Source organism: Streptomyces javensis, from assembly GCF_039525925.1.
In the GTDB taxonomy this organism is placed as follows: domain Bacteria; phylum Actinomycetota; class Actinomycetes; order Streptomycetales; family Streptomycetaceae; genus Streptomyces; species Streptomyces asiaticus.
Genome location: NZ_BAAAIF010000014.1, coordinates 1 through 11,972 on the forward strand (window position 1 = coordinate 1; position 11,972 = coordinate 11,972).

Annotated in this window: 12 protein-coding genes; 4 read left to right on the forward strand and 8 right to left on the reverse strand. The window is 72.7% G+C overall.

Annotation, left to right across the window (positions count from 1 at the left end; genetic code table 11):
* Positions 1 to 965: vWA domain-containing protein (locus tag ABD329_RS15140; protein ID WP_344316477.1), on the forward strand; the 965-nt coding region annotated here is incomplete at its 5' end.
* A 61-nt stretch (positions 966 to 1,026) separates the two neighbouring features.
* On the opposite strand, the gene ABD329_RS15145 is transcribed toward ABD329_RS15140, so the two are convergent.
* Positions 1,027 to 1,800, reverse strand: coding sequence for an oxidoreductase (locus tag ABD329_RS15145; RefSeq protein WP_344316478.1), 774 nt, complete (start codon positions 1,798 to 1,800; stop codon positions 1,027 to 1,029).
* A 93-nt stretch (positions 1,801 to 1,893) separates the two neighbouring features.
* Between ABD329_RS15145 and ABD329_RS15150 the strand changes: the two genes are divergently transcribed.
* Positions 1,894 to 2,472, forward strand: coding sequence for a TetR/AcrR family transcriptional regulator (locus ABD329_RS15150; protein WP_344316479.1), 579 nt, complete (start codon positions 1,894 to 1,896; stop codon positions 2,470 to 2,472).
* Here the strand turns inward: ABD329_RS15150 and ABD329_RS15155 are convergent.
* Complete coding sequence (locus tag ABD329_RS15155) at positions 2,469 to 3,338, reverse strand: MmyB family transcriptional regulator (RefSeq protein WP_344316480.1); 870 nt, start codon at positions 3,336 to 3,338, stop codon at positions 2,469 to 2,471. The genes ABD329_RS15150 and ABD329_RS15155 overlap by 4 nt on opposite strands.
* A 178-nt stretch (positions 3,339 to 3,516) precedes the next feature.
* Here ABD329_RS15155 and ABD329_RS15160 point away from each other — a divergent pair, with 178 nt between their 5' ends.
* Positions 3,517 to 4,434 (forward strand): alpha/beta hydrolase, encoded by a 918-nt coding sequence (locus ABD329_RS15160; RefSeq protein WP_344316481.1) that lies wholly within the window; start codon positions 3,517 to 3,519, stop codon positions 4,432 to 4,434.
* Positions 4,435 to 4,815: 381 nt separating this feature from the next.
* Here the strand turns inward: ABD329_RS15160 and ABD329_RS15165 are convergent, their stop codons facing one another.
* Genes ABD329_RS15165 through ABD329_RS15190 form a run of 6 tightly spaced genes read right to left on the reverse strand, consistent with a single transcriptional unit; the run spans position 4,816 to position 11,004 of the window.
* On the reverse strand, positions 4,816 to 5,565 hold the full coding sequence (locus ABD329_RS15165) for a DNA alkylation repair protein (RefSeq protein ID WP_344316482.1): 750 nt from the start codon (positions 5,563 to 5,565) through the stop codon (positions 4,816 to 4,818).
* 34 nt (positions 5,566 to 5,599) lie between these two features.
* Positions 5,600 to 6,064: a ribose-5-phosphate isomerase gene (locus tag ABD329_RS15170; protein ID WP_344316484.1), complete on the reverse strand. Its 465-nt coding sequence runs from the start codon at positions 6,062 to 6,064 to the stop codon at positions 5,600 to 5,602.
* Positions 6,061 to 7,806 carry a dihydroxyacetone kinase family protein gene (locus ABD329_RS15175; RefSeq protein WP_344316485.1) on the reverse strand — a complete coding sequence of 582 codons (1,746 nt, stop codon included), beginning with the start codon at positions 7,804 to 7,806 and terminating at the stop codon, positions 6,061 to 6,063. Before ABD329_RS15175 ends, ABD329_RS15170 begins: the two co-directional genes overlap by 4 nt.
* The gene (locus ABD329_RS15180; protein ID WP_344316486.1) at positions 7,803 to 9,263 is read right to left on the reverse strand and encodes an FGGY family carbohydrate kinase; all 1,461 of its coding nucleotides are present in this window, start codon (positions 9,261 to 9,263) and stop codon (positions 7,803 to 7,805) included. The genes ABD329_RS15175 and ABD329_RS15180 overlap by 4 nt, the downstream gene beginning before the upstream one ends.
* Complete coding sequence (locus tag ABD329_RS15185; RefSeq protein ID WP_344316487.1) at positions 9,260 to 10,330, reverse strand: 2-hydroxyacid dehydrogenase; 1,071 nt, start codon at positions 10,328 to 10,330, stop codon at positions 9,260 to 9,262. The genes ABD329_RS15180 and ABD329_RS15185 overlap by 4 nt, the downstream gene beginning before the upstream one ends.
* A 5-nt stretch (positions 10,331 to 10,335) precedes the next feature.
* Positions 10,336 to 11,004 carry an HAD family hydrolase gene (locus ABD329_RS15190; RefSeq protein ID WP_344316488.1) on the reverse strand — a complete coding sequence of 223 codons (669 nt, stop codon included), beginning with the start codon at positions 11,002 to 11,004 and terminating at the stop codon, positions 10,336 to 10,338.
* A 178-nt stretch (positions 11,005 to 11,182) separates the two neighbouring features.
* Between ABD329_RS15190 and ABD329_RS15195 the strand changes: the two genes are divergently transcribed.
* Complete coding sequence (locus tag ABD329_RS15195) at positions 11,183 to 11,971, forward strand: DeoR/GlpR family DNA-binding transcription regulator (protein WP_344316489.1); 789 nt, start codon at positions 11,183 to 11,185, stop codon at positions 11,969 to 11,971.
* The last annotated feature ends 1 nt before the right edge of the window (position 11,972 follow it).

The following is an 11,972-nucleotide window of genomic DNA, read 5'->3' on the forward strand; positions in this document are numbered from 1 at the left end:
CCCCCGGCATCCGCGCCGCCGCGCGGAACACGGCGGGCAAGGCCGCCGAGGCCGTACGCGAGGAGGCCGCGCTGATGCGGGCATGGGGCGTGGCCCCCGGCGAGCTCGAGCGGATGCCGTTCGACGAGCGCGCCCGGCTCGCCGAGCGGCTGCGCACCGGCCGCCTCGCCCGGTGGGCCGAACTGATCGGCCGCTTCCGGCAGATGGCCGACGGCGAGCGCGCCCGCAAGATGGAGAACGCCACCGGTGAGCTGGTCGGCGTCACACTCGGGGACGACCTCTCCCGTGTCATCCCCTCCGAGCTGGCGGGCCTCGGCCTGCCCGAGCTGCGCGCGGTGTTCGCCGCGCGCTACGCCGCCGGGGAGCTGATGCTCTACGACGCCCGGGGAGAGCGGACCACCGGCCAGGGCGCCATCATCGCGTGCGTCGACACCTCGCACTCCATGTACGCGGCGGGGCCCGGCGGCGTCACCCGGGAGGCGTGGTCCAAGGCGTGCGCCCTGGCCCTGCTGGACCAGGCCCGCCACGCGGGGCGTGACTTCGTCGGCATCCTGTTCTCCGCCGCCGACAAGCTCCAGGTCTTCCGCTTCCCCGCCGACGCGCCGCGGCCCGCCGGTATCGACCCCATCCTCGACTTCGCGGAGACCTTCCTCGGCGGCGGCACCAGCTACCAGGCGCCGCTGACGGCGGCCGCCGGACTGCTGGCGGAGGAGTTCGACGACGCCGCCCGCACCCGGGGCGACATCGTGATGATCACCGACGACGAATGCGGTGTCACCGAGGAGTGGATGCGCGGCTGGAACGACGCCAAACACCGGTTGGGGTTCCGGGTCTTCGGCGTGGCCATCGGCGCCCCGCGCGCCACCGAGACCGGCTCGGTCCTGGAGGCCCTGTGCGACAACCTCCGCTCCATCGAGGACCTCACCGACGTCCACGCGGCCGCCGACCTCTTCCGCGTGATCTGACCGCGCCCACGACCGGTTCACCGGGCCGGTGGCGGTTCGTTCCGCGGGTGCGGAGTACGGCTCAGACCACCGGGATGATGCCGCCGTCGACCCGGAACTCGGCCCCGGTGAGCCACTTGCCGCGGTCGGAGGCGAGGAACGCGATCATCTCCGCCACGTCCTCGGGTTCGCCGGGACGCCCCATCGGCACCTTCAGGTGGTCCACGATCCGCTGCTGCACCTCGTCGTAGGAGATCCCCTGACCGTCGGCCATCCGCTGGAGATGGCCGACGGCTCCCTCCGTGGCGACGAAGCCGGGCAGCACGCACACCACGCGGACACCGTGCTCCCCCACCTCCGTCGCCAGCTCGCGGCTGTACGCGTTGAGCGCCGCCTTCGCCGCGGCGTACGACGCCTCGGCACGCTGTGGGAGCCGGCTCGCGATCGAGGAGACGTGCACCACGACGCCCGCGCCGCGCTCGACCATCCCGGGCACCAGGGCCCGGTCGACGCGGACGGCGCTGAGCAGGTTCATCTCCAGGTCGGCGAGCCAGGACGCGTCGGACCGCTTCAGGGTCGGCATCGGGGCGGTCGCGGCCCCCGCGTTGTTGACCAGGACGTCGATGCCTCCGACGCTGTCCAGCACCCGTCGGCCGAGATCCGCCGCCCCCTCCTCGGACCGCAGGTCCACGGGGAGGAAGGTGGCGGGCAGGTCTTCCGGGGGCGCGGTGCGCGAGGCCGTCAGTACGGTCGCGCCGGCCGCCGCGAAGCGACGGGCCGTCGCCGCTCCCAGCCCCCGGCTGCCACCGGTGACCAGCACCCGCAGGCCGCTGAGCCCCTCATCCACGATCGTCATGCGCGTACTCCCTCAGTAAGGTGAACTGGACTCCGGAAACCGCTCCGGAAACTGTACACACAAACGGAGCCCGACTCACCTTATGGAGGACTGTTGCCGTCATCACGCCCGTTGCGCGCCGATGCCCGCCGTAACCGCGAAGCGCTCCTGACCGCCGCGCGGGAGGCATTCCTCACCGGCGACGCCGACGCTCATGTGGAGGAGATCGCCCGGCGAGCCGGAGTCGCGGTCGGTACGCTCTACCGCCACTTCGAGACGCGCGAAGCGCTCGTCGCGGAGGTGTACCGCCAGGAGGTCGCCGAACTCTGCGCCGCCCCCGCTCGGCTGCTCGCGGACCACGCCCCGGACGAGGCCCTGCGCCGCTTCCTCCTGCTGCTCGTCGAGCACTCGGCCGTGGGCAAGGGCATGGCCGAGGCGCTGGAGAGCATCATGGCGACGGACTCCCCGGTCTTCGACGACGCGCGCGCCGAGATGGCTCGTGCCCTCGATGAGCTGCTCGCCGCGGGGGTCGCCGCCGGTGCCATCCGCGACGGCGTCAGCGGACGCGTCCTTCTGCGCGCGCTCGGCGGCATCTGCGGAATGCGCGCCAAGGGGTGGCGGGACGACGCGGTACGCATCACCGCGATCCTCCACGACGGGCTGCGCGGCGGCCGCAGAGAACCGGGTGTCTAGTGGTCCGCCACCGGATTGCCGGCCGATCGCGCGGCCCATGACGCGAGGATGCGCAGCCGGTCGTGGCTGGGTGAGCCGGGCTCGGCGGTCAGGGTGATCAGCCGCTGGTCGGGGTCGTCGGCGCAGGTGAGGAAGGACCAGTCGAGGGTGAGCTCGCCGACGACCGGATGGTGCAGGACCTTCGTGCCGGTGCCCTGGACGGCGACGCGGTGGGTGCCCCACCACCGCCGGAAGTCGGGGTCCTGAAGCGACAGCTCGCCCACCAGTTTGGCCAGCCGTGGATCGTTCGGGTCCCGGGCGGCCTCCATGCGCAGCTGCGCCAGGCTGGTCTGCGCCACCCAGTCCCAGTCCGGGTACAGCGCCCTGATGGCCGGTTCGCGGAAGACCAGCCGTACGAAGTTGCGCCGCTCCACCGGGATGCGCGCGAAGTCGGTGAACAGGGCGGCGGCCATGGGGTTCCAGGCGAGGATGTCCGTGCGCCGGCCCAGGACGACGGCCGGCGTGGTGGCGAGGTCGTCCAGCAGCCGCCGCAGCTGTGGGTGGACCTTCTGCGCGGTGCGCCGACGGGGCCGGGCGGCGTCCCGGCCGGACAGTTCGAACATGTAGGCACGCTCGCCGTCGTCGAACCGGAGAACGCGCGCCAGGGCGTCCAGCACCGGTTCCGAAGCCTGGCGGCGGCCCTGCTCCAGGCGCGTGTAGTAGTCGGGGCTGATCGACGCCAGCAAGGCCACTTCCTCCCGGCGCAGCCCCCTGACCCTGCGCCTGCCCGCCGAATCGGGCAGCCCGACCTGGGCCGGGGTCAGCTCCCCGCGCCGCGCCTTGAGGAAGGCACCCAGTTCGCTGTGGTGGGCGTCGCTGCTGCTCATGGCCACAAGTCTGACAAACATCGAGGATCGTGACAGGGGGCCTGGCCTGTCCCAGGACAGCGCTGTCCTGGGACGGAAGACGCCCCTTACCCGCCTCGGTGCCGCGTGCGAGCGTCGGTGACGTGACTGGCGGACGACCCGCCCCACTCACCCGCACCCACTCAGGAGCCACAGAACCGTGCAGGCCAACGTCACCTTCCCCAGCAGCCATCTCGCCATCGCCGGGATTCTGTTCACCCCCGACGACCACACCGGCGGCCGGTCACCGGCCGTTGTCATCTCCCACCCGGGAGGCGGTGTGAAGGAGCAGAGCCCGAGCGTCTACGCCGAGCGCCTGGCCGCCGCCGGGTTCGCCGCGCTCGTCTTCGACGCCGCCTACCAGGGCGAGAGCGAGGGCGAGCCGCGAGGTCTGGAGAACCCCTTCCAGCGAGCCGAGGACATCAAGTCCGCCGTGACCTATCTGACCACCCGCGACGACATCGACCCGGACCGCATCGGGGCCCTGGGCATCTGCGCGTCCGGCGGTTACGTCCCCTACGCCGCGCAGACCGACCACCGCATCAAGGGCGTCGCCACGGTCAGCGCCGGGGACCTCGGGTCGGTGTTCCGCGAGGGGCTGGGCCGCACCCAGGACCCGGCGGTCCTCCAGGGCCTGCTCGACCAGGCCGGCGCACTGCGCACCGAGGAAGCACACGGCGCGGCCCCGCGGATGGAGGCGTGGATTCCAGAGAACGCCGAGGAACTGCTGGAGACCGCCGGGCGGCAGTTCCGGGAGACGTACGAGTTCTACCGCACCCCGCGCGGCTACCACCCCCGCGCGAACCAGGGATGGGTGCTGCGCAGCATCGATCTGATCGCCCAGTACGACTCGTACGCGATGATCCGGCTCATCTCGCCCCGCCCCCTGCTGATGATCGCCGGTTCGGAGGCGGAGACGGCGTACTTCAGCCGGGAAGCGATCGAGAAGGCGGCCGAGCCCAAGCGACTGGTCATCATCGAGGGCGCCGGCCATATCGACCTGTATGACCGGGACGAATACGTCACCCCCGCCGTGGCCGAGCTCACCGCGTTCTTCGGCGAGCACCTGGCCGGCTGACCGAGGCGTACGCCGAGACCGCCGATCTCCACGAGCGGTTCAGCCCCGGGAACCCCGACTGGGGCCATCCACCGCTTGAGGAGGACGTGCGCGGCAGCGACGAGGGCTGGGGGCTGGTCGACGGCCCCGGCGGCCTGTTCGGCCCGACGACCGTGCGCTGGTACCCGACCGTTCAGTGGTTCGACGGGGAAGGCTTCGCCGATCACCTTCGCTCGACGTCGCCCTACCGGAGGCTCGACCGCGATGTCTGCGAGCCCCTGCTCGACGCCATCGCCGAGCGCGTCCGTACCCGCATGGATGACAGAGCGTCACGCCGCTATCTGAGCGTCCTCCGGATCGGACAGCGGACCGGGCGGCATGAGCGAGCCAGGTCGGTCCCTCCTACCTCAGCGCCATCAGGGAAGCACGTGTCTCCTTGTCCATCTTCTCGATCGCATACCGGAATGTGTCGCGGCTCATCTCGGTGTGCCAGGCGCGCAGGAACTCGGCCACCTCCTCCGGATGAACCTCGGCGGTGACCTTGAGCAGCCATCCGCAGCCCTTCTGCACATACGCGTCGTCGTCGTGCATCAGCCGGGTGCAGTTGTCGAAGACGTGGGACAGCGGCAGTTCGAACACCGACCGCCCCACCTTGCGCCGGACGAACTTCACGACGGCCACGTTCGCGGCGCGCCTCGCCCAGTTGGACTCGGATCCGGCCCAGGCTCGTGTCCGCGGGATCTGGTCGAGGTGTCCGCGGAAGAACGGGTACAGCAATTTCAGGCACAGGTCGTCGCACTGCGCCCAGTTCGACACATACGCTCCGAGCCAGTGTTCACAGCGGTCGAGCAGTTCGGGGCCCAGCCCGACCCGCGCGACCTTGTGCAGGACCGCGAATCCCAGCAGGACCTCTTCGTGGTGGGAGGCGCGCGACAGCACTTCTTCCGCGAGGGCCAGTCTCGTCGCCGGGGGGACGTCCGGCCGCTCGCGGAAGTAGTCGTTCGCGATCTCCACGGTGGAGGCGTTGCTCACCCCGAGCGCGCGGACCTTCCGCGGAAAGTAGCGCTGCGTTCCGACCGCGAAGTCCGCGTCGGCCCGCGCCGCGAGGGACCCCAGGAGTTCGCCGGCCGTAGCCTCCACGTCAATGGTCATGCCCCCAGTGTGCGTGGGACGGGCTTGGCGACGGTCAGCCCTCGTAGCTCCGGATGGCGGCGACCTTCTCCGCCGACGGCGAGGTCTCGTCGAAGCTCTGTGCGAGCCAGTCGTCGGTGAGCGCGCGGGCGAGCTCCAGGCCGATGACGCGCTGGCCGAAGCAGAGTACCTGGGCGTTGTTGCTGAGGACCGAGCGGCGCACGGAGTAGGTGTCGTGGGCGGTGACCGCGCGGATGCCGGGGACCTTGTTGGCGCTGATGGCCACGCCGAGGCCGGTGCCGCACACCAACAGGGCGCGGTCGGCGGTGCCTTCGGCGACGCGGCGGGCCGCTTCCACCGCGACATGCGGATAGGCGGTGTGCTCGTCGCTGTCCACGCCGACGTCGATGACCTCGGCGACCCGGGGGTCGGCCTCCAGATCCCGCTTGAGGGCTTCCTTGTAGTCGTAACCGGCGTCGTCGCAGCCGACGACGATCCGGAAGGCGTGCGCGGTGGTCATACGGATTCGCTTCCTGTCGTCGCGCGGAGTGTGGTCACCGCGGTCAGCACCGCGGCGAGTGAGGTGGCTCCGGGGTCGGGGGTGCCGACGCTGCGGTCGGCGAGGGGGCGGGCGCGGCCCAGGCGGGGGCGCAGTCCGGCGGTGTGCTCGGCGGCCGTACGGGCTTCGGCCGCGGCGGACGCGTACGCCTCGGACACCGGGGCTCCGGTCCGCAGCCCCGCCGCGAAGGCGGTGGCGAACGGCGCGAGGGCGTCGACCAGGGTCTTGTCGCCCACTTCGGCCCCGCCGAGCGAGGTGACCGCGGTGAGCGCGTCCGCGGCGGCGGACGCCAACTCCGCGCGCTCCGGCGCCCGGTCGGCGGGCAGCGCCGCGCCGATGGCGCGCAGGCCCACGCCCCACAGCGCCCCCGAGGTGCCCCCGGCCTCCGCCGCCCAGGCATCACCCGCGGCGGCCAGCACGGCCGCCGGGGCGAGCCGCTCGGTGTGCGCCTGCTCGGCGGCCGCCAGTGCCGCGTCGACGCCCTTGGACATGCCACGGCCGTGATCGCCGTCGCCCGCCACCGCGTCCAGCCGGCCCAGGTCCTCCGCGTCCCGGTGCAGTACGTCGCGGGCGGCGCGCAGGGCGTGGACGGCCAGTTCGGCGACCTCGACCGCCGCGCCGGACGCCGTGGCGGCGGACCGCTCCGGGCGGCGCGGGGCCGCGGCGGGCCGTACGGCGGCGTCATCCAGCGGGGGTTCCGGCGGTGCGGTACGGCAGAAGGCCGGGGTGTCGGCCGGGGCGAGCCACAGCCGCTCCAGCTCCTCGTCCAGCCAGCTCAGGGTCAGCGAGCAGCCGGCCATGTCGAGACTGGTGACGAGTTCGCCGACCTCGGGGCGTACGGGAGTGAGCCCCGCCTCGTCCAGCCGGCGGGCCACGGCGCCCCACAGCACGTACAGCTCCTCGTACTTGGTGGCGCCGAGCCCGTTGAGGACGACCGCGACCCGTCCGCCGTCGCCCGCGTCGGCGGGCCGGTCCGCGAGCAGCCCCGTCACCAGGGCGTGGGCCAGCTCGTCCGCGGTGCCCAGGGTGTCCTCGCTGACCCCCGGTTCGCCGTGGATGCCGAGACCGAGGCCCAACCGGCCCTCGGGGACGGTGAAGAGGGGCGCTTCGGCGCCCGGCAGGGTGCACCCGTCGAAGGCCACGCCGAGCGTGCGGGTACGGGCGTTGGTGCGCTCGGCGACGCGGGCGACCTCCTCCAGCGAGGCGCCTTCCTCGGCCGCCGCCGACGCGGTCTTGAAGACGACGAAGCCACCGGCGATGCCACGCCGCCGCGCCGTCTGGTCGGCGGGGGCGGAGGCGATGTCATCGGTGACGGCGAAACAGCGGGCGGGAATCCCGTCGCCCTCCAACTGCCGTGCCGCGAGCCCGAAGTTCATCACGTCCCCCGCGTAGTTGCCGAAGAGGAAGAGGACACCGCCGCCCGCCTCCGCCGCCTCGGCGACCGAGCGGGCGCGGGCGGCCGACGGAGAGGTGAAGACATCGCCGATGACCGAGCCGTCGGCGAATCCGGGGCCGACGACGCCGCAGAAGGCGGGGTAGTGGCCGGAGCCGCCGCCGGTGAGCACGGCCACCTTGCCCGCGCGGGCGGGGCGGGTGCGCACCACACCGCCGGGCACGGCCCGTACGTGCCCGGGGTGGGCGGCGGCGAAGCCCGTGATCATGTCGTCGGTGAACCGGGCAGGGTCGTTGAAGAGCCTGGTCATCGTGTGCTCCAGCCTTCGCGTGCGGTGTCGAGGGTCTGGCGGTAGGCGGCGTAGCCCTCGGCGTAGTGGTCGATCAGCCCGCGCTCGGCGGTGACGGTACGGAGTCGGGCGCGCCAGGCTCCGGGGTCGACCGGTGTGCCCAGGGAGCGCCAGGCGACATGGGCCGCGCCGCGGATGCCCACGGCGTCGTCGCAGACCTCCAGGTCGCCGCCGAGGACACCGGCGAAGATCCGTGCCCACTCCCCGGAGCGCGCGCCACCGCCGCAGGCGGTGACGGTGCGGGTGACGCCGAGGGTTTCCATGCAGTGCCGGGCCGAATAGGCCACGGCCTCGCACAGCGCCCGTACCAGGTCGGCGCGGCCGGCCAGCGGGGAGAGGCCGTCGAACCGGCCACGAGCCCGCGGGTCGACGAAGGGCGCCCGCTCGCCGCTGGTGGACAGGAACGGCAGCGCGGTGACGCCCGCGGCGCCGGGCGGGGACTGGACGAGCAGCGCGTCCAGCGCCTCGATCTTCACATCGAGCAGCTTCAGCAGCCAGTCCAGGCCCGCGGTGCCGATCATGGCGGGCATGACCCGCAGGAACCGGCCCTCGTACGGGGTGGCCAGCACCATCCCGGCCGGGTCCTCGGCGAGCGCCGGGCGCGGCTCGGTGTCCAGCACCTGGGCGGCGAGGGTGGTGCCGATGATGAGGTTGCCCTCCCCCGGTTCGGCGACCCCCGAGCCGAAGGCGCAGGCGGGGATGTCGAACGGGCCGGCGGAGACCGGCAGCCCCACGGGCAGGCCCAGCCGCCGGGCGGCGTCGGGCAGCAGCCGGTGCAGGGTGCCGGGCGGCGCCGGGTCGGGCAGCAGCCGGCGGTGTGCGGACAGCCCGCACAGCTCGAGCGCGGTCTCGTCGTACGTACGGGTGGCGACGTCGAGGAACGGCTGCGAGGCGTCGGAGACGTCGACGGTCACGGCGCCGGTCAGCCGTTGTACGACGGCGTCCACGCAGTACCCGGCGGTCTCGGCGGCCGCCAGCCGCTCCGGCTCGTGCTCGGCCAGATGCGCCAGCAGGGGTGCCGCGGAGCCGGGGAAGAGGCCGACGCCGGTGCGCCGGTGCAGGGCGCGCAGGGTGCCGTCGGCGGTCCACCGGTCGAGCCGGTCCGCGGCCCGGCCGTCCATCCAGGACAGCGCGCGGCCGACGGAGGCGCCCGTGGCGTCGCGCAGCCACAGGCCGTCGCCCTGCCCGGTGAGGGCGAGGGCCTCGACCGGTTCGTCGCCCAGCTGCGCGGCGTCGGCGAGCGCCGCCCGTACGACGGTCTCCACGGTGCCCACGACGTCGTCCAGGTCCTGCTCGACGCGGTGTCCTGGCAGGGTGTAGACGGTGCTGCGGGCCTCGTGCGCGGGGGTGGTCCGGCCGTCGTGGGAGATCAGCTGGGCCTTGGTGACCGAGGTGCCGATGTCGACTCCGACGATCATGGCCGGCTCCCGGGCAGCACCTCCGGATTGGCCACGTGCCGCAGCGGTTCGCCGCGCAGGAAGCGGGCGGCCTCGCCGGCGGTGATCAGGGCGGCCCGGTCGGCGGTCTGCCGGGTGGCGCCCGCCAGGTGGGGGGTGGTGATGACGTTGGGGGCCTTGTGCAGCGGCCAGTCGGCCGGGGGCGGCTCGATGTCGTAGACGTCGAGGGCGAGCGCGCCGAGCCGGCCGGACTCCAGCAGGCCGGGCAGCGGCGCGTAGTCGAGCAGCTCACCGCGGGCCGAGTTGACGAGGACGGCACCCTCGGGCAGCAGCGCGAGGTTGCCGGCGTTCAGCAGATGCCGGGTCTCGGGGGTGACCCGGGCGTGCAGGCTCACCACGGAGCTGCGCCGCAGCAGGTCCTCCAGGGCGGTGAGCTCGACACCGTCGGCGTGCGCCCGCTCCTGGTCCGCGTACGGATCGGAGACGAGGACGTGTGCGCCGAAGGCACGCAGCACCCGCGCCACGATCGAGCCGATGGCCCCGTATCCGACGAGGCCGACGGTGGCGCCGTCGAGCTCGAGACCCGCGTTCTCGTAGGCGTAGTAGTCACCGCGCCAGATGCCCTCCTTGAGGGCCGCGTCGGCCTGGGTGATGCGGCGCATGGCGGCGAGGATCAGGCCGACGGCGAATTCGGCGGCCGCGGCGGCGTTGCGGCCCGGTGTGAGGGTGACGGGGATACCGGCGGCGGTGGCGGCGGCCAGGTCCACGTTGACCGGGCCGCCACGGGCCACGCCGATGAACTTCAGCCCGGGGGCCTCGCGGATGACACGGGCGGTGAAGGGCGCCATCTGGGTGAGGGCGACACTCGCGTCACCGAGCGCCTCCAGCACCTGCTCCTCGGTGCCGCTCGCCTCCTTGACCCCGCCGTTCCCCCGCTCGTCCGCCCCGACCGGCCCGAAGGGTTCGTTCGGCCAGCGGGTGCGCAGCGTGCGGAAGGTCAGCCCGGCGGAGGGCAGGCTCTCGCTCAGGGCGGCGGAGAAGAGCTCGGGGGCGATGAAGTCGTCGCCGGATACCAGGACCGTGGTCATGTCGGTCACTCCCCTCGGGGGTCGAGCCTGCTGAGCAGGAAGTCACGTACGGCATGATGGTCCGAAGAACGGTAGGCGGCGCCGGCCAGGGCGTCCTCGGCGGGTGGGTACTGCGGATTCGGGATGGCCACGACGGTCATCCCGGCGGCCGCGGCGGCGCGCAGTCCGTTGCTGGAGTCCTCCACCGCCAGACAGCGCTCCGGGGCCACGCCGAGGGCGCGCGCGGCGGCCAGGTAGACGTCCGGGCTCGGCTTTCCACGGTCCACCTCGGCGCTGGAGACGGTCGCCTTGAAGTGGTGGTCGACGCCGTGGTGGACCAGCACGGCGTCGATCACCCGGCGCGGCGCGGAGGAGGCGAGCGCCACGGGGGCGAGCTCCGCGGTGGCGGTGATCATCTCGCGGGCCCCGGGCAGCAGGCCGATGCGGCCGTCGGCCAGGGCCTGGACCATGCCGTCCACGACCTCGGTCTCGGTACTGGTGGCGGGGTCACCCGCCGCGCAGAACCGGGTGAGGTAGGCGGCCCACTCGGGGGCGCTCATCCCCTGGACGTCGCGGGTCTGCTCCGGGCCCCACACGCTGCCGCGTGCGGCGGCATAGGCGGCCCACAGCTCCTCCCACAGATGCTCGCTCTCGACGAGCACGCCGTCCATGTCGAAGACCACTGCGTCGGCCATGCGTACCCCTGATCTCCCGGCTGATGATGTCTGGCTGGCGGGGGCACGAGGTGTCCGTGCGCCCGGCGGCGTCCGCCGGGTGGTGGCACCCGGCGGGGTCCGTCACAGTGAAATTAACAGTCAGAGCGTGAGTTGTCACTGGTTCTATGTGAGAAATAAACACGGCAGGATGGAGGGCATGACTACTCCCCCGTCGTCGCGCGGCGCGCGGCAACAGCGGCAGCGACTGATCGTCGACCACGTTCTGGCCCAGGGGGACGCCACCGTGTCCGAGCTGGTCGAGCTGACCGGCGTCAGCCTGATGACGGTCCACCGGGACATCGCCGAGCTGGCGGACCGCGGCATCCTGCGCAAGTACCACGGCGGCGTCACCGCACAGCCCTCCATGGTCTTCGAGTCCAGTTCGGACTTCCGGCTGCACTCGCACACCGACGAGAAGCGGGCACTGGCCCGCGCCGCCCTGGGGTTCGTGGCCCCGGGAATGTCGGTGATGCTGGACGACTCGACCTCGGCGCTGGCCCTGGCGCGGCTGTTGCCCGAGGTGGGGCCGCTGACCGTGGTGACCAACTACCGCCTGATCACCGAGGAGCTGCGGAGCGCCGAGGGCATCCGGCTGATCTGTGTGGGCGGCGAGTACTCGCGCACCCATGACTCATGGATCGGCCTGCCGGCGATGGACATGATCAGCGGCATCTCCGTCGATCTGTGCGTGCTCTCCACCTCCGGGATCACCGCGGGCATGACCTTCCACCAGGAGCAGGAGATCGTCAGCATCAAGCGGGCGACCCGGCAGGCGGGCGCGACGAGCGTACTGCTCATGGACCACAGCAAGGTGGGCCGCCGGGCCCTGCACCGACTGGAGAGCGTGGACTCCTTCGACCATGTCCTGCTGACCGGCCCGGTGGACGAGGAGCTGCTCAGGGAGATGCGGGAGCTGACCGATGTGAGAGTCATCGAGACCGAGTAGT

What these genes read in the sequence shown, in the direction of transcription:
- ABD329_RS15145 (WP_344316478.1), bottom strand. Translation starts at nt 1,800, where the DNA reads ATGACGATCGTGGATGAGGGGCTCAGCGGCCTGCGGGTGCTGGTCACC.
- ABD329_RS15155 (WP_344316480.1), bottom strand. Translation starts at nt 3,338, where the DNA reads ATGAGCAGCAGCGACGCCCACCACAGCGAACTGGGTGCCTTCCTCAAG.
- ABD329_RS15165 (WP_344316482.1), bottom strand. Translation starts at nt 5,565, where the DNA reads ATGACCATTGACGTGGAGGCTACGGCCGGCGAACTCCTGGGGTCCCTC.
- ABD329_RS15170 (WP_344316484.1), bottom strand. Translation starts at nt 6,064, where the DNA reads ATGACCACCGCGCACGCCTTCCGGATCGTCGTCGGCTGCGACGACGCC.
- ABD329_RS15175 (WP_344316485.1), bottom strand. Translation starts at nt 7,806, where the DNA reads ATGACCAGGCTCTTCAACGACCCTGCCCGGTTCACCGACGACATGATC.
- ABD329_RS15180 (WP_344316486.1), bottom strand. Translation starts at nt 9,263, where the DNA reads ATGATCGTCGGAGTCGACATCGGCACCTCGGTCACCAAGGCCCAGCTG.
- ABD329_RS15185 (WP_344316487.1), bottom strand. Translation starts at nt 10,330, where the DNA reads ATGACCACGGTCCTGGTATCCGGCGACGACTTCATCGCCCCCGAGCTC.
- ABD329_RS15190 (WP_344316488.1), bottom strand. Translation starts at nt 11,004, where the DNA reads ATGGCCGACGCAGTGGTCTTCGACATGGACGGCGTGCTCGTCGAGAGC.
- ABD329_RS15195 (WP_344316489.1), top strand. Translation starts at nt 11,183, where the DNA reads ATGACTACTCCCCCGTCGTCGCGCGGCGCGCGGCAACAGCGGCAGCGA.